Below are 24,266 nucleotides of genomic sequence, written 5' to 3'. Positions count from 1 at the left end.
TTCAGGCTCCTCGGGGCAGGCGGGGATGATCCTCAAGTCTAATCGACTCCCGTCCTCGACCCCGCGCGGCGAATTCCCGATGAGAGATAGGCCACATCCGCGCGTCTTTGGGGCAGGATGGGACCATGACCGAACATGCCGACGACGCGGCCCTGCTCGAGGTACGGGACCTGGCCGTTGCTTTCCGCACCACCTACGGGCAAGTCTCTGCGGTGGAGGGCGCCTCGCTGCGCCTGGAACCGGGCAAGACCCTGGCGATCGTGGGTGAATCCGGATCCGGGAAGTCCACCACGGCGATGGCCGTGATCGGGCTGCTGCCGGATAACGGACGGGTGACCGCCGGGAGCATCCGCTTCGACGGCCAGGAGCTCGTGGGGATGCCGGAGCATCGGATGCGCACCATCCGGGGCCGCCAGATCGGCCTGGTCCCGCAGGACCCGATGTCCAACCTGAATCCGGTCACCAGGATCGGCTCGCAGGTGGCGGAGACCCTGCTGGTTCACGGCATGGCGACCAGGCGGGACGTGGACCGGAAGGTTGTGGAGGTCCTGGAGGCTGCCGGACTGCCCAACGCCAGGGAACGCGCCAAGCAGTACCCGCATGAGTTTTCCGGCGGGATGCGCCAGCGCGCCCTGATCGCCATCGGCCTGGCCTGCCAGCCGCGGCTGTTGATCGCCGACGAGCCGACGTCGGCGCTGGATGTGACGGTGCAGCGCACCATCCTGGACCAGATCGAGTCGATGACCCATGAATTGGGGACGGCGGTGCTGCTCATTACCCACGACCTGGGGCTGGCGGCCGAACGGGCGTCGGAACTGGTGGTGATGCACCGCGGCAAGGTGGTGGAGACCGGGCCGGCACGGCAGCTGCTGGAGGATCCGCAGCATCCCTACACCCGGGCGCTGGTGAAGGCGGCGCCCAGCGTCGCCGCCGTGCGCCTGATGCCGGGGGCGTTTACCGGCAACGCGGCGGTGCGGGCCGAACGGGCGGAGCAGGTCTTCCAGGAACACGTCACCGAGGCTCCCGCGGCCGCCGAGGCGCAGAAGACGGACAACATCGTGGAACTGCGCGACCTGACCAAGGTGTACAAGATCCGCGGCCAGGCCGAGGACTTTTACGCGGCGAAGAACGTGACGCTGGACATCCCGCGCGGACACACGGTCGCCATCGTCGGTGAATCGGGCTCCGGCAAGACCACTACCGCCCGGATGCTGCTGAAGCTGATCGAACCAACCAGCGGCACCATGACCTTCGACGGAATGGATGTGGCCAACCTGACCAAGGCGCAGCTGCGGGACTTCCGCCAGCGGGTGCAGCCGGTGTTCCAGGATCCGTATTCGTCCCTGAACCCGATGTTCACCATTGAGCGGATTGTCGAGGAGCCGCTGTCCACCTACAACCGCGGCAGCGCGAGGGAGCGCTCGGTCCGCGTGCGCGAGCTGATGGACGAGGTGGCGCTGCCGCAGAACATGCTGCGGCGCTACCCGTCCGAACTCTCCGGCGGCCAGCGCCAACGCGTGGCGATTGCCCGCGCCCTGGCCCTGAAGCCCGAACTGATCATCTGCGACGAGCCCGTCTCCGCGCTGGATGTGCTGGTGCAGGCGCAGATCCTGAAGCTGCTGGGCGACCTGCAGGCGGAGCTGGGCCTGAGCTACCTCTTCATCTCCCATGACCTGGCCGTGGTGCGGCTGATCTCGGACTACGTCTGTGTGATGAAGGACGGCGAACTGGTGGAGGCCGCCAGCTCGGAGGAAGTGTTCACCAACCCGCGGCACCCCTACACCCGGCGCCTGCTGGCGTCCATACCTGGCAACGAACTGGACATCCAGGCGGAGGATCCGGAGATTGCGTCCTGAGGATACCGGGCCCGGAGCCGTCCCGGAGCCCGACGACCACCGGCCGGAAGGCTTCGGCTTCCGGACCGGGGTGCGCAGCGCCGCGGTGGCCATCGGCTTCGCGGTCTTCGTGCTGGTGATCGGCACGGTGCTGCTGGCGGTCGGGGCCGTCATCTTCATCGGCGAGGGCAGGTGGGGCGCCCTCTGGTGGCTGGCGGCGCTGGAAGTGCTGTTCATCGCTGGCTTCGCCGCCATGATGCACATGGCCCGCCAGCGACGGCGCCAGGACGGCGGAGCCCCGCCGGCCACCCTGGCCAACTGACCCGCAGCTGCCGCTACTTGGCCCGCGTCTTGGGATCCAGCGCTTCCCGCAGGGACTCGCCCAGCAGCGTGAAGCCCAACGCGGTGACGGCGATGCACAGGCCGGGCAGGAACGCCAGCTGCGGCGCGATGCCCAGTTCTGCCTGCGCGTAGGTGAGCATGCGGCCCCACTCGGCGGTCTGCGGGCGCCCGCCGCCCAGGCCGAGGAAGGAGAGCGCCGCGGCGTCGATGACGGCGGTGGCCAGCGTCAGCGTGGCCTGCACGATGACCGGACCCACGCTGTTGGGCAGCTGGTGGCTCATGATGATGGTGCCCCGGCTCAGCCCCAGCGTCTGCGCCGCCAGCATGTAGTCCGCGCTGCGTTGCGAGATCATCGACGACCGCAGCAGCCGCGCGAAGATCGGCAGCTGGGCCACGCCGATGGCGATCATCACCGCGTACGCCCCCTGCCCCAGGATGGCCGCGATGGATACCGCCAGCAGCAGGTTCGGCACGGAGAGCAGGATGTCGACGCCGCGCATGATCACGCTGTCGATCCAGCCGCCGAAGCCGCCGGCGAGGATGCCCAGCAGCATGCCCCCGGCCAGCCCCATCGCGGTCGAGACGACGCCGATCAGCAGCGAGGCCTGCGCGCCCCAGATGAGTTTGCTGAACAGGTCCCCGCCGAAACGGTCCAGCCCCAGCGGAAATCCTTCCACCTCGCCGAAGCCGGGAATGTGCGTGGGCGTGATGTACGTGCGGCCGGGCAGATCCTGGCCGCCATAAGGTGCCAGCACCGGCGCCAGCACGGCGGTCAGCACGAACAGGCCCACGATGACGGCGCCGGTGATGGCCTGCGGATTCCGGCGGAGCCGCCGGAACGCGTCCTTCCACAGGCTGGTGCCGCCGGGCCCGGCGCCGGCGGGGGCGCCGGGTGCCCCCGGTGGCTCCGGGGTGGTGCGGATGTCGCCGCCTGACTGCGGCGGAAGCGTTGTGCTCATTTAAACACGCACCCTCGGGTCGATGATGCTGTAGGAAACGTCCACGACCAGGTTGATCAGCGAATACAGCACGGCGATGAAGATGATGAACCCCTGCAGGACGGGGTAGTCCAAGTTGAAAATGGCGTCGCGCAGGAACCGCCCGATGCCGTTGAAGGCGAAGACCGTCTCGGTCAGCACGGCCCCGGAAATCAGCAGCCCCAGCTGCAGGCCGATGGTGGTGGTGACCGGCAGCATCGCGTTGCGCAGGATGAACCGGTTGCGGATGGTCTTCTGCAGCAGGCCCTTGGCGCGGGCGGTGCGCACGTAGTCAGCATTCTGCACCTCGAGGACAGACGCCCGGGTGATGCGCACGATGATGGCCAGCGGGATGGTGCCCAGCGCGATCCCGGGCAGCGCCAGGTGCAGCAGCGCATCCCAGGCGGCATCCCATTCGCGGGTGAGCAAACCGTCGAGCACATAGAAGTCGGTGACGTGCGTGGCGTTGATCCTGGGGTTCTGCCGGCCGTCGGTAGGGAACCAGGGCAACTGGATGGCGAACAACCACTTGAGGATGAAGGCCAGGAAGAAGACCGGGACGGTGATCCCCACCAGCGACAGCACGACGGAGGAGTGGTCGGGCCACTTGCCGTAGTACCTCGCGGCCTGGTAGCCCAGCGGAATGCCGATGCCGACGGCGATGATGAGGGCGACGATCGTCAGCTCCACCGTCGCCGGGAAACGGGTTGCGAACTCCGTCAGCACGGGCCGGCCGGTGAGGATCGACGTGCCGAAATCGCCCTGGAGCAGCTTGCCCATGTAGACGAAGTACTGCTCGATCAGCGGCCGGTCGAAGCCGTAGAGTTCGTTGATCCGTGCCACCGCCTCGGGCGTGGCACGGTCGCCGAGCAGCGCCGTGGCGGGCCCGCCGGGCAGGCTGCGGACCCACAGGAACAGCAGCAGGGAAAGCCCGAAGAGCGTCGGGATGAGCAGCGCGATGCGCTTGATAATGACTCTGAGCACAGCGTCCTTCCGGATCCCGGTCCCGGCGTTGCGCCGGATGCGGTGGAAATTGCCTCTTCGGCGGCAGGCCCGGCGCCGCCCGCGGTTTGTTCGGGCCGGGGGCCTGCCTGCCGGGATCCGCGGTATGCGGATCCCGGCAGGAGGGGCTACTCGCTGAGCTCGATGGCGTTGAACACCTCGTCGTTCACCGGGCTGGCCGGGTAGGAGGTCACCCGCGGGGCGAACGCGAGCGACGGCGCCGGGTGTGCCAGCGGGATCGCCGGGAGGTACTGCGCGATGTCCTCGTTGATCTCCTCGTACAGCGGCGTCGCCTCTTCGATGCTGCTGGTCTCACGTGCCTTGGACAGCTTGCCGAACAGCTCCTTGTTGTTGAAGCCGAACTCCGGCTTCTCCTGGCCGAAGAAAACCCCGACGAAGTTGTCGGTGTCGTTGTAGTCGCCGGTCCAGCCGAGCAGGTGGATGTCGTGGTCGGCGCTGGCCTGGATGCGGTCCAGGTAGTCCGGGGACCACTTGTCCGGCTGGGCCTCGATGGTGATGCCGACCTCCTCGAGCTGGGCGCTCAGGTTGGTGAACACCTGTTCCGGCGTCGGCATGTACGGCCGGGACACCCCGGTCGGGTAGTTGAACATTAGCTCCAGGCCATCGCCGTAGCCGGCCTCTTTGAGCAGCGCCCGCGCCTTCTCCGGGTCGTACTCGTAGGTGGTGACGTCGTCGTTGTAGCCGTTGACCGTGTCCGGAACGAACTGCGTGGCGACCTTGGTGCCCTCGGGCAGCGTCTGGCGGACCAGCGCGTCCTTGTCGATCGCGTGGGCGATCGCCTGCCGGACCTTGAGGTCCTTCAGCGCCTCCTGCTCCTGGTTCATGCCCAGGTACAGAATGGTGAACGGATCGCGCGCAATGACGTTGAATCCGGCGTCGGCCAGCGACTGCGTGTCGGCCGGCGCCACCAGGTCGTAGCCGTCGATGTCCCCGGCCTCCAGCGCCTGCCGGCGGGCATTGGGGTCTTCGATAATGCGGAAGATGATCTCCTGGACCTGGCCCTGTTCGCCCCAGTAGCCGTCGAAGGCGGACAGCTGCAGGGACTCGCCGACCGACCAGCTGTCGAACTTGAACGGGCCGGTCCCCACCGGGTGGCCCATGGCGTATTCGCTCAGCTCCGGAGCCTCCTCCGAACCTCCGACGTCGTCGGCTTTGAACTTCTCCAGGGCGGTGGGGCTCTGCATCGCGAAAGCCGGCAGCGACAGCGCCGGAATGAAACCGGCGAAGGGCTGGGCCAGGTTCACCGTCACCTCGGTGTCACTGACCGCCTCGCAGGAGTCGTAGACTGCGGTCTCGGGGGAATCCGAGTAGCCGCGGAACAGCGAGCCGTAGTAGTAACTCACCGACTGGGACTGCTGGATCCCCTCGAAGTTGTACCAGCGGTCGAAGTTGAAGCAGACGGCATCGGCATTGAAGTCGGTGTCGTCGTGGAACTTCACGCCCTCCTTGAGCTGGAAGGTGTAGGAGAGCCCGTCGTCGGACATCTCCCAGGATTCAGCCAACAAGGGTTCAGGGTCCGGCGTTCCTTCCTTGACGCCGACCAAACCCTCGAAGATCTGGCGGCTGACGCGGAAGGACTCGCCGTCGCTGGCGAAGGCCGGATCCAGCGACTTGGGATCCGACGACGCGGCGAACACGAAGGTCGGATTGACTCCCTCCGTCTCGCCCTGCGCTCCGCCGCCGCGCTCGCTCTCGGCACAGCCGGACAGGACGAGTGCGCCGGCGGCCAAGCCGGCAATGACCGCTCCGGCGCGCCGGCCGCTTCGCTGGCCTCCGGAAAAGATGTCAGTAAATGACATGGACTGCTCCTCGGGGACGAGAGGTGTGACGCCGACTTTGTGTACGGCAGCCGGCGGAGGCGCGGTGGCGCGTCCGCTTGATGAGAGCTTAGTCACATGTCTGATTGAAAGCATCGGTTTCAGGTTCGGCGGTTGGGCCAAAACCATCACAATTTGGTGACGAGTCCCGCGCCTGATGGCGCGACGACGGCGGTGGAGGCCTCCGGGCCCCAGGGCCCGGAGCGGGCCGTGGAACGCCAGGAGCCCCGCAACTGACGCTGCGGGGCTCCTGGTGATGGTGCGCAAGGCGGGACTTGAACCCGCACGTCCGAGGACACTGGAACCTAAATCCAGCGCGTCTACCAATTCCGCCACTCGCGCATTCGTTCCGGGCATGCCGGAACAGGAATCAGTCTACCGGCACGGCGGCACTCGTCTGGCGGGGACTGATGCCTCGTGCAGACGCCTAATTGTCCAGGCCGAGGTCGCGGCGCAGCTTGGCCACGTGGCCGGTGGCCCGGACGTTGTACTGGGCCAGCGCCACCTTGCCCTCGGGATCCACCACGACCGTGGAACGGATCAGGCCCTCGTAGACCTTGCCGTAGTTCTTCTTTTCGCCCCAGGCCGCGTACGCCTCGGCTACGGCATGGTCTTCGTCTGAGAGCAACGGGAAGTTCAGTTGTTCCGTCTCCGCGAACTTCAGCAGCTTCGGCAGCGGATCGGGGGAGACTCCCAGCACCGCGTATCCGGCGCCCTTCAACGAGTCGAGGCTGTCGCGGAAGTCGCAGGCCTGCTTGGTGCAGCCCGGTGTCGAAGCTGCGGGATAGAAGTAAACCACAACGTTTTGGCCACGATAATCGGCCAGCGAGACGGTGTTGCCCGCCGAGTCCTGCAGCGTGAAATCCGGCGCGGTGTCGCCGGTCGACAGTCGTTCGGCCATGGGGCAGCTCCTTAGGGATCCGGGGTTTCACACCAGCATAGCCAAGACAGTCCTCCGGCCGTTCCGGCTACGTACGTATACTTGAGTGCATGCCGGATTTGAAGAATTGGCCGATGCCACGGTTGCTCTCCACCGCCGCCCGGCTCGTCGAGCACGAATGGAACGACAAACTGGCCGGCCTTGGCCTGACCCACGCCGGCGTCATTGCCCTTGAGGTGCTGGCCGCCGAAGGGGAAATGACGCAGGCGCAGTTGGCGACCCGCGTCCGGGTGCAGGCACAGACCATGGGCAAGACCCTGGGCAGGCTGGAGGTCCACGGGCACATCATCCGTGCCCGCAGCGATGTGGACCGCCGGCGGCAGATCGTGCAGATAACCGACGAGGGCAAGCGGGCCCTCAAGCATGCCGCTGAACTGGAGCGGCTGCTCAGCAGCGGCAGCGGCGACCAGATGGATGAGCTCAAGGAGCGGCTGACGGTGATCATCCGCAGGCTGGGCAACAGCCGCTTCGGTATCGGCGCGGTGGAAACCATCGACATCGCCGAGATCGACGGCTACGAGGACGGCGACTGACCCGCCGGCGTCCCGGCGATGCCGGAACCCGGCATCCTCAAGGCGCAGCCGGCGCTGCACTAGGCGCTCCCATGCTGCCCACCGGACGCGGCAGCGTAGGGCCATGGAAAACACTGCCCCCTTCGGCAGAGGAGAGTCGCAGCGGGTTTAGGGAACGGTGCGGGGTGAAGTGAGAGCGGTCTTGAGGATATGAATGTCTTGTTCAGTCGTTCCTCCCGAGATCCCGACACCGACTCTTTCGCCTCGTTGGAGCTGTACAGGTGCTCCACCGCCGAAGGCGATGAGTTTGCTGCCCGAGTTCACGGCCAGGCCGTAAAGGGGCTGCCCTGGCTGTACTTGCGACGTGAGTTCTTCTGTTTCCACGTTGAACGAGGCGGCTGTGTAGGCCTTGCGGAAGGCCATGTCCAAAGAGTGGAGGGGTGCGCCGTCCATGCGATGGAGAAGCACCGGGTTGCCGTGGATGTCAACGACACTGACGACGATGCGGATTGCCAGTTGTTCGGCTGCTTCTTCCGCGATGGCGGCGATCTTGATGACTTCCTGCAGCATCATGGGGGCCTTCCTGGATTTGCTGATCCTTAGTTGTCCTCATGGGGAGGTTCCGGGTGTGGGGGAGGCGGAGCTAATGAGTTGCAGGTGCTTCAGTTCCTGCCACACCTCGACGGGGATCCGCTGACTCAGCCATTGGTAGTTCTGCTCTTGTTGAGTGATGGTGCGGGCGCCGAGGCAGACGTTGGTGACGGCAGGGTGGGCGGCGCCAAATTGCAATGCCACCGCGCCCAGAGGCACTCCGTGGCGGTCGGCTACCTCTTGGTAAGGACGGATCTCGCTGAGGGTTTCACGCGTTGCCGGCGCGTAGTCCATGCGGGCTCCGGGTTTAGGGCCGGTGGCTAAGATGCCCGATCCAAAGATTCTGCCGTTGATGACGGCGATCCCGCGTCGCAGGCAGAGTGGGAGAAGCTCGTCCTGCGCCTCGGTGTTCAGTAGGTTGTAAGTACCGGCGATCAGAATGCAGTCAATGTCGGCTGCTTCTGCCGCTGCCATGCAGACATCGACCTCGTTGACGCCTATGCCCACGGCCCGCACTACCTTTTGGTCCCGCAGGGATAACAAGGCTTTGAACGCGCCGTTTAGGGCTTCCTGAAATCGGCGGGGTTGGTCGGCGCCGTGAGTCCAACGGTCCGTGTCGTGAACCAGGAGTACGTCGAAGTAATCCGTCCCCATCCGCTGCATGCTGTCTTCGACCTGGCGCATCACACCGTCGTAGGAGTAGTCGTATTCGATGCGGAACGGCGGGGTGTTGCACCAGGGGGCGGTACTGAAGGTCCCCGGGCTTGCGGGTTTTAGGGTTCGCCCGACTTTTGTGGCCAAGACGAACGTTTCTCTGTCCTCATCGGCGAGGACATCGGCCAGCCGGTATTCGGCAAGGCCATGGCCGTACATGGGTGCAGTATCGAAGAACCGGACGCCCGCGTCCCAGGCATGACGTACCAGTGCCCGGGCATCCTCTGTAGGTATGGGGGTGCGCATGTTTCCAAGAGCCACTGACCCGAATCCGGCAAGTGTGCAAGACCAGTCGAGCCGCCCGAACCTGCGCCGTTGCGTGGGAGCGTACGGTGCCATGGGTGTCTTCCTCAAGGTGGATCAACGTGCTGGGTGCCCGGGGAGGTGGTGCCGCGTTGTTGGTCGTGGGGAACCTTTACCGGTTCCTTCGGCGGCGCATTCATAACGGCCCCACCTCCCCTGTACCGCGGTTTAGCGGGCTGAGGCGTCTGCACTCACTGAGGCTTCCTGTCCCGCCGCCCGCGATGAGCGTTCCACGAGGGCCGCGAACTCATCGCTGGACATCACGTCCGCGTACTGAGCTTGGATGTTGCGCAGGGATTCCCAGTACTGCCCGTATCCTTCGGGTGTTTCGTGGTCGAACTCGGGGTTGCGGCCGTGGGTGTTGAGGGGAATGGCCGTGCCGGAATCGGCCACGACGATCACCTTGTATCCCCGGTCGAAACCGTCGCGCGCCGTGGTCGGTACGCAGTTGGCGGTCGAGGAGCCGACGATCACGAGGTACTCGGCGCCGTCCTGCTGGAGGTACTCGTTGAAGGCCGTTCCGTAGAAGCTGCTGTTGCGGTGCTTCTGGAAGACGGGTTCGCCCTTTTGCGGTTCGAAACCTTCGCAGAGTGCGCCGTTCCACGTCCCGTGGTTGAAGGGCGAATCGGACTCTCTCCAGGACGGGTACTTCAGCCCCCAGATGCCGATGTCGTAGCCTTCGGGGTGCATGCCCCACATGGACCAGACGACCTTGATTCCCTTTTCGCGCGCGAGTTCGATCATTCTCTTGGCCGGCCCGAGGGACTCCTGCCCGGAGGGCGCTCCACCGACGCTCTGAATGTAGTCTGCCCCCTCCGGATCGAGGCAGAGATTCTGGATGTCGAGCGCATGGACCACGGTCTTGCTCAGATCTATGGTCTCGGGGATGAAGGTGTAGGAACGGTCGACGTATTTGTTGAGCTTGTCTTCGTAGGCGGTCATTGTCTTTCCTTTACTTACTGGATTCCTCGGTACGGTCCGATGATGCTGAAGCCGCCTCGGCGGCTTGGCTACCGGCAGGGTCTTCGCCACCGTCAGTCACGTCTTGTTCCGGGCCGTGCTTGAAGCCCGGGACCAGTTCCTCCCAGTCGTACTCCTGGATGAAGTACTCGGCCGTGCTGTAGGTGCCGTCCATGGTGTCGCGCAGGTTTTTTGGCCCGTCGAAACCGACCATTTTCCAACCCATCTGGTCCTTGTTTCCGCCGTAAACCGGGTCGGCATAGAAACCTTGGCGGACATGCAGGCACAGGGTGTCGAAGAAACTTTTGTCTTCATCGGTGTTTCCCTGAAGCCGCGAGTAGTACACCTCCATCGAGGTCAGCGAGACCGGCACCGGTTTGGGAGCGCCGCTGACCTGTTCCAGCACCTGGTCTTGGATTTCTTCGGTCGCGTCCTTGAAGGACTCCGCCCGCAACTCGCGCGACCGGCGGTCGAGTTCACGGACCCCTTCGCGGTAGAGCCGCTGCAGGTCGGCGATGCGTGCCCGGGCGGATCGTGCTTCCGGACCGGCCAGGGCCAGGAAGCCGGTACCGTCAGCCGCCGCATAGAGGTAGTCGATGCCTGAGAGGTAGCGGTCGATGAAGACGATCACCCTCGCCTCGCGCGCCCCTGGGTCATGGTCGGTGGGCATGACGCGTGCGCCGGCGGCTTCTATCGTTTCCCACTCGTGGTCGGTGAAGAACAGTTTTTCGTCCGAGTCGGGGTCGATGTGGATCGGGACAATTTCCCAGTCGGCTTTCGAAACCATCGTGTCTTCCTTTCTGCGATTCTCTGACGCGCGGCAGTTACAGCCGCTAGCTGCGGCCCTTGAGGTAGGTGCCGGCGATGTAGTCTGCGCAGCGCCAGGAGTGGGCCATGATCGTGAGCGTGGGGTTGACGCCCATGGCGGTGGGGAAGCCGGCGCCGTCAAGCACGAAGACGTTGTCCACCGAGTGTGCCTGGCCCCATCCGTTCAGCACCGACTTGCCGGGGTCGGTTCCCATTCGGACCGTGCCCTGCTGGTGGCAGGCGTTGCCGGTGAATTCATCTCCCAGGTAAACGGGGGTAGTTTTCGTTGCCCCGGCCGCCTGGAGGATTTCCACGTTTTTGTCGATCTGCCATTTGCTCATGGCAATGTCGTTGGCGTGGGGCTTGTTCGTGATCCGCGCTACGGGCAGGCCCCAAGCATCCTTGATGTTGGGGTCGAGGTCGACCCGGTTGGTCTCCTGGGGCATGTCCTGGAGGATGAACCCAATCTTCATGGAGTAGTCGAAGTAATTTCGGTCGGCGTCCTTCATGGCCTGGCCCCAGGTCGGGCGGCCGGGCATGATCGCGTTGATGGCCTGTCCAATCTGCGTGGTGGCGATGATGCCGCCGCCGATGTGGCCCCTGCTTTCGTCCGTCTCGTAAAAATGCGTGGAGCCGCCGCTTTGGTAGTTTCCCGTCCAGCCGCGCAGCGGTTCCTCGATGTCCTTGTCGAACAGTCCGACCGCGAAAATGTATTCGTGGAAGGTAGCGTTCTTGCCGACAAGGCCGGAATCGTTCGCGAGACCTTCGGGGAACCGGTTCGATGTGGACAGCAGCATGAGCCGCGCCGACTCGATGGCGCCGAGCGCCAAGACAACTACGGCGGCGTCCTGTTCCACCTCACGGCCCTCGGGGTCGATGTAGACGACGCCGGTGGCCCGGCCGTCCTTGCCCAGTTTGACTTCCCTGACGTAACTGTCGGCCCGTACTTCCAGGTTGCCGGTGGCGAGGGCTTCGGGGATGTACGTCGTCGCCACGCTGGACCGGGTTTGGGTGGGGTCACCGTACTGGTTCCAGAAACTGGTCCGGTTCACCGCCGCCCTGCCCAGGGCGTTGCCTTCGGTCAGGTGGGACATCGGCAGCGGGAAGGAATTGATGCCCAGCTTGTTGGAGCCCTCATAGAATTTCTTGCCAAACCGGGTCGGAGGCAACGGCCCGCTGGGGTACGGCTTGCTGCGGAAGCCTTCCCCCCGGTCGGCACCGGTAAGGCCCGAGATACCGTAGCTCCATTCAACCTTGGTGAGGTATGGTTCCAGGTCCTCGTAGCGGTAGGGCCAGTCGGCCAGGCTCGCGCCTTCCAGATCCCCGTGGAGGGAGTGGAAAATGAAGTCCGATTCCCTCGGCCGGGGCATCCAGCCGGCCATGTGGCTCGTTCCGCCGCCGACGTTCGAGGGCACGGGGGAGAAATTGAAGATCCGGGCTTCGGAGTTTTCGTCCCGGCGCACCGTCCTGGGCATCAGCTTCACGTCTGGCCACAGGTAGCTGCGGTTCTGGAACTTCAGTTCGTCGCCGGAGTAGTGTTCCTCCGGGCGCAGCCACGGGCCCTTGTCGAATCCGACAACTGTGTAGCCGGCTTCGCTGAGAACCTTGACGGCGGGCCCACCCCCCGCTCCCAATCCGACGACGACGACGTCCACCGGGTCCATTTTTCGATTGCTGCTCACAGTAGAACCTCTCAGTTAGGTCGTTGTTCGGGAAGGCCTAGTAGCTTCCCTCGCCCTGCTGGCTTTCCTGCAGGACGGCTTGGTGCCACTCGACGTTCGTCTTGTCGACGACATCGGTCGGGATGCGGACGAACTGGTTGACTTCCATGCCCAGAAGCTCATGCGCGAAAAGGGTTTCGATCATGCTGTGGCCCATTTCGACGCTGTTCACATCGACGGTGGCGGTGAGTTTGCCGGCCTTGATGGAGTCCATCCCCGAAATCAGGCCGTCAGCACCGATGGTGATGATGCCTTCCTGCCCGTCCCAATGCTTGAGGCCGCGTGCGTCGATGGCCTGGGACGCGCCGAGCGCCATGTCTTCGTTTTCACCGTAGATCGCGTTGACATCGGGGTTTTTGGTCAGCAGGTCCTGTGCGGCCCGGAGACCCTTGTCCCGCACGTAGCCGCCGTCTGCCTGTCCGACGATCTCGATGCCGGGGTACTCCGAGATGGCTTTCTTAAAGCCCTGCTGGCGCAGCTTGGTCCAGTCCGATCCGGAGGGCCCCATGATCTGGATGACCTTGCCTTTGCCCTTGAGTTGGTCGCCGATGTATTGCCCGGCGATGTAGCCGGACTGCCAGCGGTCGTCATAACCGATGTTCGAGACGGTGTTAAGACCTCCGGTGGGGTCCTCGGCTTGGGAAGGATTGGCCAGTTCTTCAGTGGAGTTGAACTGGTAGAAGTCGACGCCCTCTTCCTGTCCGCGGCCGTACAGTTCCTGCATGGTCGCGGCGTTGGCGGCAGAGCAGACGAAGACCGCATCGAAGTCCCGGGCGATATACCCCTGGACAATGCCAAGGGTTTCCGTGCCTGAATGGGCGTCGTTGAGGGCGCCCTGCCGCTCCCAGGTCCATTTCACACCGAACCGGTCCTCGTATTCCTTCATCTTGTTGAAGGCCGCTTTTTCGACCTGGGTGTAGAACTCGGAGAGGATCGGGGGAGCAAAGCCGACTTTGATTTCACGGCCGTCCACTATTTCGCGGATGGCGGCATCGGCGGCCGAGTCCGGGTTGACCGCGGCACCGGCGCCTCCGCCCCCGCCTCCACCGGTGCCGGTCGGCGTCTCGACCGTGGTGCAGCCGGTCAGGATGAGGGCTGCCGCGACTGCTCCGGAGGCGAGGGCGCTGCGGGTCCGGGCGTACCGACGGCGGCCTGCGGGCCCGGTGGTGTCAGTTGTGGACATTGTCTTGCCTTTCATTTTTGATGGTCCCCGCAGCAACGGGGAGACCGGGGAAGCTGGTTTCGGCTACACGGGGGCGACGTCGAGCACAACGGCCCGCCGTTGCCGGACCCGGGCGTTGATGATGGCGCTGATCCGGTTCGCGAGGACGGCGATGATCAGAATCGAGCCAATGACGATCTTTTGATAGCTGGACGGAACGCCCGCGAGGTTGATGATGTTGATGGTTGCGGCCAGCGTGATGGCGCCGAGCACGGCTCCCAGGATGCGGCCCCTGCCGCCACTGAGCGCCGCACCGCCGATGACGGCGGCAGCGATGGCCTGGATCTCGTAACCGACACCGAGGTCGGCCGGGACGTTGGTATTACGGCCCGCCAGGATGACGCCGGCGATCGCGGCGCATAGCCCGCTGATGACGTAGGCGATGATACGGACCCGGTCCACCCGCACGCCGGACTGTACGGCGCCGGTCCGGCTGCTGCCGACCGCGAAGAGGTGTGTCCCCAGGCGGGAGGATCCCAAAATCCCGCCAAGGAGCAGCGCCACGATCAGGGATATCACCATGGGCAGGGTGAGGGCTCCGGCCAGCGGGCTCAGGCCGCCGATGACATAGAACTCGGGGACCATGTAGCCGATGATGGGAACGCCCTGGGTCCAGATGTAGAGGATGCCGCCGGCGAAGCCGAGCATTGCGAGCGTGGCAATGAAGTCGGGCAGCCCGACCCGGGTGACGAGCAGGCCGTTGCCGATCCCGATCAAGGCCCCGGCAAGCAGCGCTGCGAGGATCGCGGCGAACAGCGGCATTCCGGATTTCATCGTCTCGGCTGCCACCCCCGCGCAGAGTGCCATGGCCGCGCCGATCGAGAGGTCGATGCCTCCCGCGATCAGGACGACGGTCATGCCCATGGCCAGGATCATGACCGTGATGCTGCTGTTGAGGATGTTGAACAGGTTTGACGGAGCCAGGAACACCGGCAACGTGAACGCCGCGATCAAGCAGGCCAGTACCAGCATGGCCAGGACGCCGAGGGTGGGGTCCAGCAGGATCCGGTCGACGATGCGGCCGACCAGGCCGGTGTTGCGTCCAGGGGTTGAAGTGCTCATGGTCAGTCCTGCTGTTCGGTCGCGAACGGACGGGAACCCGCGGCCGGCTTCTGTGCCTGCTGCTGGGCCGGGGCCGGGGGAGTGTCGTGCGGAGTGTCGTGCTTGGGGGGCGCGTCAAGACGGGAGCGTTTGCCCATATTGAGTGCGTATTGCTGGACGCGGCGGTCGAAGACCACCCCGGCGACGATGCAAAGGCCGGTAACGATGCTGAAGTAGACGGGGTCGACGCCGTTGAGGCGCAGGCCCTGCTGCAGGGTTGCCAGCAAAAGTCCTCCGACGACGGCGGCCCAGACCGAACCGCGGCCGCCGGCAAGGCTCACGCCTCCCAGAACGGCGCCGGCGATGGCAATGAATTCGTAGCCGCCGCCCAGGAAGGCCTGTACGGCGCCGAGGCGGGAGGCAATGAGGACGCCGGCTGCTCCGGCGAGCATGCCGGAGACGATGAAGGTGCCCATCCTGACGCGGAGGACGTTGACGCCGGCGACGTTCGCCGCGTCGGCGCCGATGCCGATGGCATAAATGCGCCGGCCGAACACCGTCTTGGCCAGGAAAAGCTGCATGATGACCAGCAGGATTGCGGCGATCCAAAAGGCGCTCGGGATGCCCAGGAAACTGCCGTAGACGATGTCTGAAAAGCCCGGCGTCGTCACGCCTTGGAGAGGTACCTGTTCTGTCAGGACGATGAGCAGCCCGCTGGCGATGTTCAGCGTGGCCAGCGTGACGATGAAGTCGTTGATACCGAACTTCGTAATGAGCCATCCGTTGAACAGGCCGAAGGCCGTGCCGGTGGCGACGCCCACGAGGACGCCCACCAGTGTCGGCGCCCCGCTGAGCAAAGCCCACATGGTCGTTCCGGCACTCAGCCCGGCTACCGTGCCGACGGACAGGTCGATGCCGCCGGCCACGATGACGATTGCCACCCCGACGGTAATCAGCAAGACGGGGATGGCGTTGTTAATGTAATCGGTGAGGCTCTCCGGCTGCAGGAAGACCGGCGACATCAGTTGGAACACGATGACCAGGACGATCAGGGCGACCGCGATTGGAACGCCGCTGGTCGAAAGTGTGCGGGATACGGCCCGTTGAAAGTTCATCATTCGCTCCTGCCGGCGGATAGCGCCAGAATTCTGTTCTTCACGCCCTCAAAGTTTCCGGCGGCCAGTTCCTGTTGCAGCGAGGTCACCGAACCCACCAGCCGGCCTTTTTTCAGGATCAGGACACGGTGGCTGAGTTCCAGCAGTTCGGCGATTTCCGAGGCAATTACGATGGCGGCCCCGCCGGCGGCGACGAAATCGCGGATGAGGTTGTGAACCTCCACCTTGGCCGAGACGTCGATACCCTGGGTCGGTTCGTCGAAGATCAGCAGCGAGGGCTTGGTGTTCAGGCAGCGGGCCACGATGGCCTTCTGCTGATTTCCGCCGCTCAGGTTTCGAATCTTCTCCCTGACGCTTGGGGCACGGATTGCCAAGCGCTGCCGGTAGCTCTCGGCCTGGTCCATTTCCTCGCGGTTTTTGACCAAAAAACCAAGCTGCGTGACGCCGCCCAAGCTGGAGATGGAGATGTTTTCGGCAACGGAAAACTCCGGCAGAATGCCCAGCTGCTTGCGGTCTTCCGGCAGCATGGCCAAGCCGTGACGGTATGCCGAGCTCGAATCGCGGAGGCGCAGGGGTTGCCCGTTGAGGTGCATTGTGCCGCTGCTCATCTTGTCCAAGCCCATGATGACCCTGGCCAACTCCGTGCGCCCGGCACCGGCCAGGCCCGCTATGCCCAGGATTTCGCCCTTGCGAACCGACAGCGAAATGTCCTTCAAGACGTGGCTGCGGTGCACATTCTCCAGCCGCAGCACTTCCTCGCCGGTGTCGGCCGCGGCGTGCGGCGGCGTGCCGCTGGCCGCACCGAATTCGCCGGCGGCGATTCCAAACATCATGCCAAGCAGTTCATCGACGTCCGTCTCTGCGATGGCGGCAGTCCCGGCGTTGGCCCCGTCGCGGAAGACGGTGGCGGTGTCCGCCAGACCGAACAGTTCCTCCAGGTGGTGGGTTACCCACAGCAGTGGCACGCCCCGCGCCCTGAGCTTGCGCATGTGTTCGAATAGGTGCCGCTTTTCTTCTTCTTCGAGCCCGGACGTCGGCTCGTCCAAAATCAGGACGCGGGGGTCGAAGGCCAGTGCCTTGACGATCTCCACCACACGCTTTTTCAAAGCACCGAACTCCCCAACGGGAAGCTTCAAGTCCTCAGGGGTGAGCCCGAAGTCGGCGGCGAGTTGCAAAACGCGCTCTTCCATCCCCTTGCGGTCAAGCCGGACCTTCAGGCCGAGGAATCGGGCATTGACCTCGCGGCCCAGGAAGATGTTGTCGAGTGCCGTGAGCGCCGGAACGAGCGACAGCTCCTGATGGATGGTCGTGATGCCTGCGTTGAGGGCGTCGCTGGGATGGCGGAACTGCACTTCTTCCCCGGCCAGGGTAACTGTGCCCGCGTCCGGCGAGACCACGCCGGACAGCACATTGATCAGCGTGGATTTGCCGGCCCCGTTGCCTCCCAGCAGGGCATGGATCTCGTCGGGGCGGATGTCCAGGCTCACCCCGCGCAGGGCGGTCACGCCTTGGTACTGCTTCACCACGCCCTCAACTTTGAGCAGCGGCGAATGGCCGGCAGGTTCGGTGGGATGCGCCATGGGATCGCTCCTGTTCTTGGAGGTTTGGCGGCAGGTGACGCTCGGTGTGTGAGCAACATCATGTGAAAACTCAATATAGTAATCAGTCACAACAAATGCAATAGCCTTTTTCGCTTGAGGGCGGGGCACGGCTTCAGTCCGCAGGCCAGCGCAGGCACCGCCGCGGGTGTGGGGCCGCAAGGTGTCAGCGACTCGGCAGGGTGTGTGCGGCCTTGGTGGGCGCTGGCCGTTGACTTGGGCCGCCGCGGCTAATATGTTGTTGCTCACTACTATTGCTTCCTGATGGGAGAAGGCAATGAGGCAACCGAGCCGCGAAGACAAGTTTTCCTTCGGCCTATGGACGGTGGGGTACACGGGGGCCGACCCCTTCGGCGGCCCTACCCGGTCGCACGTGGATGTCGTAGAAGTGGTGGAACGGCTGACGGGTCTCGGCGCCTACGGATTGACGTTCCACGATGATGACCTCTTCGCCTTCGGCAGCAGCGAGGGGGAGCGGCAGAAGCAGATCGACCGCCTGAAAGGTGCACTCGAGGACACGGGCCTTCAGGTTCCGATGGTCACGACGAACCTTTTCGGCCCCCCGGTTTTCAAGGACGGTGGGTTTACCTCCAACGACAGGGCCGTCCGGCGGTTCGCCCTTCGAAAGGTCCTGCGGAACATTGAGTTGGCCGCAGAGCTCGGGGCCCGGACTTTCGTCATGTGGGGAGGCCGCGAGGGCGCTGAGTACGACGCTGCCAAGGACGTCCGGACAGCCCTTGAACGGTACCGCGAGGCACTGGACGTTTTGGCGGCCTACGTGACCGATCAGGGGTACGACCTGCAGTTCGCCATTGAGCCCAAGCCGAACGAGCCCCGCGGCGACATCTTGCTGCCGACGGTGGGCCACGCGCTGGCGTTCATCGAAACCCTGGAGCGGTCCGAACTTTTCGGTGTCAACCCCGAGGTCGGACATGAACAGATGGCGGGCCTGAATTTCACCGCCGGCGTTGCCCAGGCGCTGTACCACGGCAAGCTGTTCCATGTTGACCTCAACGGCCAGCGGGGGGTTAAGTACGACCAGGATCTGGTCTTCGGCCATGGCGACCTGCAAAACGCTTTCTCTCTGGTGGACCTGTTGGAAAACGGCGGCCCGAACGGTGGCCGGGCTTACGACGGTCCGCGCCACTTCGACTACAAGCCGTCGCGGACCGAGGACGCCGGGGGAGTGTGGGATTCGGCTGCGGCGAATATGCGGATGTACCTGTTGCTGAAAGAACGGGCCGCCGCCTTCCGCTCGGACCCGGAGGTACAGGAAGCGATGCGCGCCTCCCGCGTCACCGAACTGGAGCAGCCGACCCTTGCCGATGGAGAGTCCTACGCCGAACTGCTCCAAGACCGTTCCTCGTACGAGGATTTTGCCCCGGAGGGGTACTTTGACGGCTCCGGGTTCGGGTTCGTCAGGCTTCAGCAGTTGGCTATGGAACATCTGCTTAACGCGCGCTGATCTGCGGAACCGGTGAGGCTCGGAACCGTTGCGGTCCTGATCTGCGGAACCGTTGAGGTCCAGGCTCGGCCGACGTATCTGGAGGCATCATGACACTTGTCGCGGGTGTTGATTCTTCGACCCAAAGCTGCAAAGTGGTCTTCCGGGATGCCCGCTCCGGTCGGGTGGTGTCTGCTGGACGGGCCGCCCATCCGGCGGGCACCGAAGTTGATCCGGAGGCCTGGTGGAGTGCGCTGCAGGCGGCGCTCGCAGAGGCGGGAGGCCTTGGCTCGGTCGGCTGCCTTTCCGTAGCGGCACAGCAGCACGGCATGGTGGCCCTCGATCAGGAGGGCCGGGTGATCCGGCCGGCTTTGCTCTGGAACGACACCCGCAGCGCGGGTGCTGCGGCTGCACTGGTGGGCGAAGTGGGCGCCGATGAATACGTGCAAAGGACGGGATTGATTCCGGTGGCGTCTTTCACCGCGAGCAAACTGCGGTGGTTGCGTGACGCCGAGCCCGCCAATGCAGCAAAGGTAGCCGCGGTCGCTCTTCCCCACGACTGGCTGACCTGGCGGCTGCGCGGGTACGGACCGGCCGCTTCCAGCCCGCTTGGGCCGGTCCTTGAAGAACTCACGACAGACCGGTCGGATGCCAGCGGTACCGGCTATTGGGATCCGGAGGCGAACAGGTACGACATGGATCTGTTCACCGTGGCCCTCGGACATGCTGCCATCGTGCCCCGTGTCCTTCGCCCCCATGAGCCGGCGGGAAAGACGCCCGGGGGAGTCCTTCTGGGCGCGGGAGCCGGAGACAATGCCGCTGCGGCGCTGGGCCTCAATGCTTCCGGCCAGGAGGCCATCGTTTCGATCGGGACCAGCGGAACCGTGTTCGCCTCGTCCGCCGAACTGCACCGGGACAGGACGGGTTCCGTGGCCGGCTTCGCGGATGCTGCCGGCGCCTTCCTCCCGATTGCGACCACGCTCAATGCAGCCCGCATCCTGACGTCGGTCGCCGAGGTGCTGGGCGTCGACAATGACGAGCTCTCGCGTCTCGCCCTGGAGGCTCCCGCCGGGGCCGGGGGAGCCGTCTTGATCCCGTGGTTCGAAGGGGAACGCACCCCAAACCTGCCCGCTGCGACGGGCAGTCTTCACGGGCTGTCGCTGGCCGCAATGACAAGGCCCAACCTTGCGCGCGCTGCCGTTGAAGGGATGCTGTGCAGTCTCGCCGGCGGGCTTGATGCGCTGCGGAAGGCCGGTGCCCTTCCCCAGCGGGTCCTTCTGATCGGCGGGGGCGCGCAGAACCGGGCCGTGCGGTCGATTGCCGCGCAGGTCTTCGATATGCCGGTCTCGGTTCCGGTACCCGGCGAGTACGTGGCCGAGGGGGCCGCGGTGCAGGCCGCCTGGGTCCTGGGCGGAGTACGCCCTGACTGGCCGCCGCACTTCGGTGCGGAGCTGCGACCCGATCCGCGGCCTCTTATCCGGGATCAGTATCGCAGCCATGCCGAAGCGCAGGAGTCGTGGTTCCGCCGTCACAACGAAGGCGCGGCGTGAAGAAGCAGGCAGGCGCCGGCAGACAGGAGACGGGACTGGTCCTCGCCAATGCGCGCAGCACGCGCCTGACGCTCGACCCCTACGGTGCCAGGATTGTTGAACTGCTCCTGCCGGACAGGGGCGGCAAGCTCGAAAACGTGGTGCTTGGGTTCGACTCTGTGGATGACTATCGCCGCCACGCGGACTGCTACATAGGCGCCACGATCGGCCGAACAGCGGGCCGCATCCCGGGCGGCCGGTTTTCCTCGGCAGGGGTCACCTTTCCCGTTGCCGCGAACGAGGGACGGAACCACCTTCATGGAGGTCCCAGCCGAAGTTTCGACCGCGTCCTGTGGTCCCGTTCGGATACGTCCCCGGAACCGGCGCAGGACGACTTTGTCAGTCTGGACTACCGCAGCCCCGAAGGCGAAGAAGGCTATCCGGGAAACCTCTCCGCGCGGGTCCGCTACTCACTCTCCGAAGCCAATGAGCTGTCGATTCTTTTCACGGCCAGGGCCGATGCGGACACCCCGGTCAATATGACCAATCACGCTTACTGGAATATGGACGGGGACGGGGCGAGGCCTGTCACCGATCAGCAGCTGATGGTTGACGCGGATTACATCCTGGCGACGGACTGGGAACGCATTCCGACAGGCAGCCACCTGCCTGTCGCCGGGTCGCCCTTCGACTTCCGCAAGCTAAGGCGGATCGGAGCCTTCCTGCCGAAGTCGGGCACCGAGCCGTGGCCGGGCATCGACAACACGTTCCTGTTCAATCCGGGCAGGGACAACACCAAGCCCGCGGCAGTACTTTATTCTCCGGAAACCGGACGTCTCATGGAGCTCTACACCACGGAGTTCTGTCTTCAGGTCTATACAGCGAACCGGCTGCCTCCGCTGGTCGGCCGCGGGGGAACCTTGTACGGGCCCGGCAGCGGCATATGCCTCGAACCCCAAAAGATCACCGATACCAGCCGTTTCCCCGACTTTCCGTCCGTGGTCCTTCCGGCCGGAACGGAGTACCGGCATCTCAGCCGATACCGTTTCTCGACAGCGTGAGCCGATCAAGCAGAAGCGGCCCCTCGTCGGGATACGCGACGCCCCTGTCAGGCGACGAAGGAGTAGGCAGCGGGGTCGGCCAGGAGGTCTGCAAATACCAGTTCAGCCGCGCCGACCATGAGAAGATTGGCGCCCAGCTGCGGTCGGGAAATGTGAACACTCTGGCGTGAAACCGGCAGCGATTCCCGGGAGACGAGGTGCTCCAGCCGCTCCGGATCGGCTGCATGCAAGGAGCCCAGGAAGCCGCCCAGAATGATCAACTCCGGATTCAGGATGTTGATTGCATTGCCCAGGGCAATGGCGAGGTATTCCTGCTGCCGGTCCACAACAGCCCGAACCTCGGCAGAAGTGGATGAAAGCAGCGCCTCCTCCAGTTCGTCCACGTCCGCGGATGCCAATCCGAGGGCGGCAAGCAGGGCATCGCGGGTAACTTCGGATTCCAAGGTGCCTCGGGCGTGCGCGGTGTCAAGCCCTCCGCCGCTTCTGATCCGGGTGTGGCCCAGCTCCCCGGCATGACCGGCGACGCCTGTCACGGCGTGGCCTCCGCTGATGATGCCGCCGCCGATGCCGCTGGCCCCGCCGTTGAGGTAAATCATGTCGCTGACCCGTCGGGCGGACCCAAACGTCCTTTCGGCGAGAGCACCAAGGCTCGCATCGTTGGCGGCTTTCACGGGATACCCGGTGGCAGCGGCCAGCATTTCGGCAATCGGTTCATCGGTCCACTCCAGGTGCGGGGCCAGCCGCACGAGCCCGTCCTGTGTCCTCACCAAACCCGGGACCGCGACGCCGATCCCTGCGATCCGGGTCCCGTCCGTCTTCATTCCTTCGATGATCGCCGCACTGATGTTGACCGCTTCCCGGACGCTGGGGGCCCTGTCCGTTTCATAGCGGACCCGTTTCTGGACAACGCCGCCCAGGCAGACGGCACCGACGGTCACCGCGTCGATCTCGGGATTGACCGCGATCGCCACTGTCGCCGGGTTGGGGCGCACCACGGCACTCGGCCTCCCGACACCGTTACTTGAGTCGGGGCTCGTTTCCAAGACCAGTCCGAGCTCGGCAAGCTCGCCGACCAAGGCACCGATTGTCGACCTGTTCAGCCCTGTTTTCCGGGTCAGCTCGGAGCGGGGGACGGGGCCGGCGTGATGCACGAACTGAAGAATGGTGGAGAGGTTATGCCGTCGAATGCTGTCGAGGTTGTTCCCCGCCCGCGGGGCCGGCAGCGGCCGCCCGTGGCTGGTGCCAACTGGCGCGTCTGATGAATTCAACCAAGCCTCCCTGGATTGTGGACAAGAAACAACTGCGTAACTTATCGTTCAACCGCAGGCTACTCCATCCCCGTTGCTCTCAATTGTTAATTCCTTGAACAAATTATGGCACAAGAGTAATCTTCCGGTATGTTGAACGCCCAAGGCCCTCCGCGGCCTGTCCGCACCGGGTTGGTGGGCTACGGGCTGGCCGGCAAAGTCTTTCATGGGCCCTTCCTCGGCGCCCTTCCGGAGTTCTCCCTGGACGTCATCGCGACGGCCCACCCGGAACGGAGGCTGCAGGCCGCCAAGGACCATCCCGCTGCAGAGATTGTTGCAGACGCCAACGAAATGCTGGGGGGGAGTGTGGATCTGGAATTGGTGGTGCTAGCCGGCCCTCCCCACACCCATGTGGATCAAGCACTGGCAGCACTGGACGCGGGCTTGGCGGTGATCGTGGACAAGCCCTTCGTGCCAACGGTCGGCGACGGCGAGCAACTGATCGAACGGGCAGAACGCGTCGGGAAACCCCTGATCGTGTTCCAGAACCGGAGGTGGGACGGGGACTTCCGAACGGTGCGGAAGATGCTGGCCGAGGGGCACCTGGGACGGGTCTATCAGTTTGAATCGAGCTTTGAGCACTGGGCGCCCAAGGTCGTTGACCGCTGGCAGGATACGACGCCTCCGCACCTGGCCGGCGGGATCACGTTTGATCTGGGCAGCCACCTCATAGACCAGGCCCTGGTGCTGTTCGGTCCGGTTGAAGAGGTCCGTGCCGACGTGCGCACCGTTCGTGATGGCGGCGGCAACGACGACGTCAGCCTCATTGAGCTATTCCACTCGAACGGCGTGCATTCGCGGCTCTGGATGAGCCGGGTGGCGGCGCAAGCCGGACCCCGCTTCCGCGTTCTGGGGACCGAAAGCGCCTATGTCAGCTATGGTCTGGACGGCCAGGAACCGGCCTTGGCGGCGGGGGCAGTCCCAACTGATTCAGGGTTCGGCGCCGAGCCCGAAAGCACGTGGGGCACGCTCGGCATCCGGGCGCCGGGCCATCCCGCCCCCATTGCGGTGCCGACCGAACGAGGCGACTACCTTGGGTTTTACCGGGCTGCGGCTCTGGCGGTCCGGGGAAGCGGGCCCATCCCGGTTGATCCCCGGGAGGCTTTGGAGGTCGTCCGGGTGATCGAACGAATCCATCAGTTGGCGAAGCCCGGCTAGGGATGCTGCAGGCGCCTGTGTCTTCTCCGGAGACCTTGTCCCGTCGCCGGAACAACAAAAAACCCCGCCTGTCCGGGCTTGCGCCGGTCAGACGGGGTTTTGCTTGTGCACCCCCCGGGACTCGAACCCGGAACCCATTGATTAAGAGTCAATTGCTCTGCCAGTTGAGCTAGAGGTGCAGCTGTCGGTGAGGGGCCGGCGCCGGTTTCCTGGGCGCTTTCTCCCTCGCAACGACATGTAACTCTAGCA

The 24,266-nt window shown here is 64.7% G+C and carries 21 protein-coding genes and 2 tRNA genes; 7 read left to right on the top strand and 16 right to left on the bottom strand.

Annotation, left to right across the window (positions count from 1 at the left end):
* Positions 1–125 precede the first annotated feature (125 nt).
* The gene (locus tag AC5RWG_RS03710; protein WP_494022862.1) at positions 126–1,856 is read left to right on the top strand and encodes an ABC transporter ATP-binding protein; all 1,731 of its coding nucleotides are present in this window, start codon (positions 126–128) and stop codon (positions 1,854–1,856) included.
* Positions 1,846–2,157: a hypothetical protein gene (locus AC5RWG_RS03705; RefSeq protein WP_494166438.1), complete on the top strand. Its 312-nt coding sequence runs from the start codon at positions 1,846–1,848 to the stop codon at positions 2,155–2,157. Before AC5RWG_RS03710 ends, AC5RWG_RS03705 begins: the two co-directional genes overlap by 11 nt.
* A gap of 13 nt (positions 2,158–2,170) precedes the next feature.
* Here AC5RWG_RS03705 and AC5RWG_RS03700 read toward each other — a convergent pair whose 3' ends face one another.
* The 5 genes from AC5RWG_RS03700 to bcp form a co-directional block, all read right to left on the bottom strand.
* Complete coding sequence (locus AC5RWG_RS03700) at positions 2,171–3,136, bottom strand: ABC transporter permease (protein WP_494012376.1); 966 nt, start codon at positions 3,134–3,136, stop codon at positions 2,171–2,173.
* Positions 3,137–4,138, bottom strand: a complete 1,002-nt coding sequence (locus AC5RWG_RS03695; protein WP_493979914.1) for an ABC transporter permease — start codon at positions 4,136–4,138, stop codon at positions 3,137–3,139.
* A gap of 146 nt (positions 4,139–4,284) precedes the next feature.
* Entirely contained in the window at positions 4,285–5,976 is a 1,692-nt protein-coding gene (locus AC5RWG_RS03690; protein ID WP_494000056.1) for an ABC transporter substrate-binding protein, read from the bottom strand.
* Positions 5,977–6,251: 275 nt separating this feature from the next.
* Positions 6,252–6,336, bottom strand: a tRNA-Leu gene (locus AC5RWG_RS03685).
* Between the two features lie 85 nt (positions 6,337–6,421).
* Positions 6,422–6,895: a thioredoxin-dependent thiol peroxidase gene (bcp, locus tag AC5RWG_RS03680; protein ID WP_494166437.1), complete on the bottom strand. Its 474-nt coding sequence runs from the start codon at positions 6,893–6,895 to the stop codon at positions 6,422–6,424.
* Between the two features lie 113 nt (positions 6,896–7,008).
* On the opposite strand from bcp, the gene AC5RWG_RS03675 reads away from it, so the two are divergent.
* Entirely contained in the window at positions 7,009–7,467 is a 459-nt protein-coding gene (locus AC5RWG_RS03675) for a MarR family winged helix-turn-helix transcriptional regulator (protein ID WP_494000054.1), read from the top strand.
* Between the two features lie 147 nt (positions 7,468–7,614).
* Here AC5RWG_RS03675 and AC5RWG_RS03670 read toward each other — a convergent pair whose 3' ends face one another.
* From AC5RWG_RS03670 to AC5RWG_RS03630, 9 genes are all read right to left on the bottom strand, one after another.
* The gene (locus AC5RWG_RS03670; RefSeq protein WP_494128156.1) at positions 7,615–8,019 is read right to left on the bottom strand and encodes a GlcG/HbpS family heme-binding protein; all 405 of its coding nucleotides are present in this window, start codon (positions 8,017–8,019) and stop codon (positions 7,615–7,617) included.
* A gap of 36 nt (positions 8,020–8,055) precedes the next feature.
* Positions 8,056–9,090 carry an aldo/keto reductase gene (locus tag AC5RWG_RS03665; protein WP_494166436.1) on the bottom strand — a complete coding sequence of 345 codons (1,035 nt, stop codon included), beginning with the start codon at positions 9,088–9,090 and terminating at the stop codon, positions 8,056–8,058.
* A 132-nt stretch (positions 9,091–9,222) separates the two neighbouring features.
* Positions 9,223–9,996 (bottom strand): cysteine hydrolase family protein, encoded by a 774-nt coding sequence (locus AC5RWG_RS03660; protein ID WP_494012371.1) that lies wholly within the window; start codon positions 9,994–9,996, stop codon positions 9,223–9,225.
* A 10-nt stretch (positions 9,997–10,006) separates the two neighbouring features.
* Positions 10,007–10,801: a gluconate 2-dehydrogenase subunit 3 family protein gene (locus tag AC5RWG_RS03655; protein WP_494012370.1), complete on the bottom strand. Its 795-nt coding sequence runs from the start codon at positions 10,799–10,801 to the stop codon at positions 10,007–10,009.
* A 46-nt stretch (positions 10,802–10,847) separates the two neighbouring features.
* Positions 10,848–12,503 carry a GMC family oxidoreductase gene (locus AC5RWG_RS03650; RefSeq protein ID WP_494025674.1) on the bottom strand — a complete coding sequence of 552 codons (1,656 nt, stop codon included), beginning with the start codon at positions 12,501–12,503 and terminating at the stop codon, positions 10,848–10,850.
* A gap of 37 nt (positions 12,504–12,540) precedes the next feature.
* Positions 12,541–13,725, bottom strand: a complete 1,185-nt coding sequence (locus AC5RWG_RS03645) for a sugar ABC transporter substrate-binding protein (protein ID WP_494000048.1) — start codon at positions 13,723–13,725, stop codon at positions 12,541–12,543.
* A 63-nt stretch (positions 13,726–13,788) separates the two neighbouring features.
* Positions 13,789–14,826 carry an ABC transporter permease gene (locus AC5RWG_RS03640; protein ID WP_494166435.1) on the bottom strand — a complete coding sequence of 346 codons (1,038 nt, stop codon included), beginning with the start codon at positions 14,824–14,826 and terminating at the stop codon, positions 13,789–13,791.
* Between the two features lie 2 nt (positions 14,827–14,828).
* On the bottom strand, positions 14,829–15,920 hold the full coding sequence (locus AC5RWG_RS03635; RefSeq protein WP_494025676.1) for an ABC transporter permease: 1,092 nt from the start codon (positions 15,918–15,920) through the stop codon (positions 14,829–14,831).
* Positions 15,920–17,821: a sugar ABC transporter ATP-binding protein gene (locus tag AC5RWG_RS03630; protein ID WP_494025677.1), complete on the bottom strand. Its 1,902-nt coding sequence runs from the start codon at positions 17,819–17,821 to the stop codon at positions 15,920–15,922. The genes AC5RWG_RS03635 and AC5RWG_RS03630 overlap by 1 nt, the downstream gene beginning before the upstream one ends.
* Between AC5RWG_RS03630 and xylA the strand changes: the two genes are divergently transcribed.
* The 3 genes from xylA (at position 17,796) to AC5RWG_RS03615 (ending at position 21,552) form a co-directional block, all read left to right on the top strand.
* Positions 17,796–18,983, top strand: coding sequence for a xylose isomerase (gene xylA / locus AC5RWG_RS03625; protein ID WP_494025678.1), 1,188 nt, complete (start codon positions 17,796–17,798; stop codon positions 18,981–18,983). The genes AC5RWG_RS03630 and xylA overlap by 26 nt on opposite strands.
* An 89-nt stretch (positions 18,984–19,072) precedes the next feature.
* Positions 19,073–20,512 (top strand): FGGY family carbohydrate kinase, encoded by a 1,440-nt coding sequence (locus AC5RWG_RS03620; protein WP_494166434.1) that lies wholly within the window; start codon positions 19,073–19,075, stop codon positions 20,510–20,512.
* On the top strand, positions 20,509–21,552 hold the full coding sequence (locus tag AC5RWG_RS03615) for an aldose epimerase family protein (protein ID WP_494166433.1): 1,044 nt from the start codon (positions 20,509–20,511) through the stop codon (positions 21,550–21,552). The genes AC5RWG_RS03620 and AC5RWG_RS03615 overlap by 4 nt, the downstream gene beginning before the upstream one ends.
* Positions 21,553–21,599: 47 nt before the next feature.
* On the opposite strand, the gene AC5RWG_RS03610 is transcribed toward AC5RWG_RS03615, so the two are convergent.
* The gene (locus tag AC5RWG_RS03610; protein ID WP_494012363.1) at positions 21,600–22,820 is read right to left on the bottom strand and encodes an ROK family protein; all 1,221 of its coding nucleotides are present in this window, start codon (positions 22,818–22,820) and stop codon (positions 21,600–21,602) included.
* A gap of 129 nt (positions 22,821–22,949) precedes the next feature.
* Here AC5RWG_RS03610 and AC5RWG_RS03605 point away from each other — a divergent pair, with 129 nt between their 5' ends.
* Complete coding sequence (locus AC5RWG_RS03605) at positions 22,950–24,017, top strand: Gfo/Idh/MocA family protein (protein WP_494166432.1); 1,068 nt, start codon at positions 22,950–22,952, stop codon at positions 24,015–24,017.
* Positions 24,018–24,123: 106 nt separating this feature from the next.
* Here the strand turns inward: AC5RWG_RS03605 and AC5RWG_RS03600 are convergent.
* A tRNA-Lys gene (locus AC5RWG_RS03600) sits at positions 24,124–24,196 on the bottom strand.
* Positions 24,197–24,266: the final 70 nt, after the last annotated feature.

It is taken from the genome of Arthrobacter sp. Y3221160 (assembly GCF_059092585.1).
The sequence above is the reverse complement of the archived record's forward strand: the minus strand, read 5'-3'. Positions and strand labels throughout refer to the sequence as shown.

Bases quoted from the DNA above. Each gene is read 5' to 3' on its own strand.
- AC5RWG_RS03710 (WP_494022862.1), top strand. From the start codon at position 126: ATGACCGAACATGCCGACGACGCGGCCCTGCTCGAGGTACGGGACCTG.
- AC5RWG_RS03700 (WP_494012376.1), bottom strand. From the start codon at position 3,136: ATGAGCACAACGCTTCCGCCGCAGTCAGGCGGCGACATCCGCACCACC.
- AC5RWG_RS03690 (WP_494000056.1), bottom strand. From the start codon at position 5,976: ATGTCATTTACTGACATCTTTTCCGGAGGCCAGCGAAGCGGCCGGCGC.
- bcp (WP_494166437.1), bottom strand. From the start codon at position 6,895: ATGGCCGAACGACTGTCGACCGGCGACACCGCGCCGGATTTCACGCTG.
- AC5RWG_RS03675 (WP_494000054.1), top strand. From the start codon at position 7,009: ATGCCACGGTTGCTCTCCACCGCCGCCCGGCTCGTCGAGCACGAATGG.
- AC5RWG_RS03670 (WP_494128156.1), bottom strand. From the start codon at position 8,019: ATGATGCTGCAGGAAGTCATCAAGATCGCCGCCATCGCGGAAGAAGCA.
- AC5RWG_RS03665 (WP_494166436.1), bottom strand. From the start codon at position 9,090: ATGGCACCGTACGCTCCCACGCAACGGCGCAGGTTCGGGCGGCTCGAC.
- AC5RWG_RS03660 (WP_494012371.1), bottom strand. From the start codon at position 9,996: ATGACCGCCTACGAAGACAAGCTCAACAAATACGTCGACCGTTCCTAC.
- AC5RWG_RS03655 (WP_494012370.1), bottom strand. From the start codon at position 10,801: ATGGTTTCGAAAGCCGACTGGGAAATTGTCCCGATCCACATCGACCCC.
- AC5RWG_RS03645 (WP_494000048.1), bottom strand. From the start codon at position 13,725: ATGTCCACAACTGACACCACCGGGCCCGCAGGCCGCCGTCGGTACGCC.
- AC5RWG_RS03640 (WP_494166435.1), bottom strand. From the start codon at position 14,826: ATGAGCACTTCAACCCCTGGACGCAACACCGGCCTGGTCGGCCGCATC.
- AC5RWG_RS03635 (WP_494025676.1), bottom strand. From the start codon at position 15,920: ATGAACTTTCAACGGGCCGTATCCCGCACACTTTCGACCAGCGGCGTT.
- xylA (WP_494025678.1), top strand. From the start codon at position 17,796: ATGAGGCAACCGAGCCGCGAAGACAAGTTTTCCTTCGGCCTATGGACG.
- AC5RWG_RS03620 (WP_494166434.1), top strand. From the start codon at position 19,073: ATGACACTTGTCGCGGGTGTTGATTCTTCGACCCAAAGCTGCAAAGTG.
- AC5RWG_RS03605 (WP_494166432.1), top strand. From the start codon at position 22,950: ATGTTGAACGCCCAAGGCCCTCCGCGGCCTGTCCGCACCGGGTTGGTG.